This is a genomic window from Rhizobium sp. P32RR-XVIII (assembly GCF_012641395.1).
Classification (GTDB): domain Bacteria; phylum Pseudomonadota; class Alphaproteobacteria; order Rhizobiales; family Rhizobiaceae; genus Rhizobium.
In genome coordinates, this window is record NZ_JABAIH010000083.1 from 1 (window position 1) to 852 (window position 852).

The window sequence follows — 852 nt, forward strand, 5'->3', positions numbered from 1 at the left end:
GCCATGTTAGGATCAGCCGCCGTGCGAAAAGGACGGGTAGTCGCTCATGCCGCCATCGACAAAGACCGTCGTTCCGGTGATGTAGCAGGCAGCATCGGACGCCAGTATGACAGCCATCTTCGCGACATCCTCCGGCTCGCCTATGCGCCCGAGCGGGATCTTCGTCAAAAGATCCTTGTAACCCCTAGCATTCTCCCATACAGCCTGATTCATCGGCGTGCGGATAGCTCCCGGCGCGATGCAAAGCACGCGGACGCCATACGGTGCCGCTTCCTGCGCCAGCGTTTTGGACATCATTGAAATGCCCGCCTTGCTGGCTGTGTAAGCGCTGTAGCCGGTCCAGGCGATCACCTCGTGAACACTCGACGTATTGAGCACCACGCCCGACCTCTGAACGACCATCCGTTTCAGCGCCTCGCGTGCGCACAGGTATGTGCCCTTCAAATTGATGTCGATCACCTGGCCCCATACATCGGCATCCGCATCCCAGCCGAGCGCATATTTGCCGTCGATACCGGCGTTATTGACCAGTATGTCAATGCCGTCCCACGCATCATCGATGGTACCAAAGATTGTCTCGACTGCTTTAGGGTCGCTAACGTCGGCCATCAGCCCGAGAGCTTGGCCACCGGCGCCGGTGAACTCCTCCACCAGTCTATTGGCTTCTTCGGGGTTGGCCAGATAATTGATCGCGACCCGTGCACCTTCGGTCGCGAATGCCTTTGCAATCGCCGCTCCAATGCCCGAATTGCCTCCCGTCACGAGAACACGCTTATTCTTCAGATCGATGTTCATCTCTGCTTCCGCCGCCTATCTACCGGTGCTACACGCTGGGATCGGGTAACGTAAAAG

The 852-nt window shown here is 58.0% G+C and carries 1 protein-coding gene; it reads right to left on the bottom strand.

Annotated elements, in window-relative coordinates:
* Nucleotides 1-12: 12 nt before the first annotated feature.
* Nucleotides 13-795, bottom strand: coding sequence for a 3-oxoacyl-ACP reductase FabG (gene fabG / locus HGP14_RS35150; RefSeq protein ID WP_168834381.1), 783 nt, complete (start codon nucleotides 793-795; stop codon nucleotides 13-15).
* Between the last annotated feature and the right edge of the window lie 57 nt (nucleotides 796-852).

Bases quoted from the DNA above. Each gene is read 5' to 3' on its own strand.
- fabG (WP_168834381.1), bottom strand. From the start codon at position 795: ATGAACATCGATCTGAAGAATAAGCGTGTTCTCGTGACGGGAGGCAAT.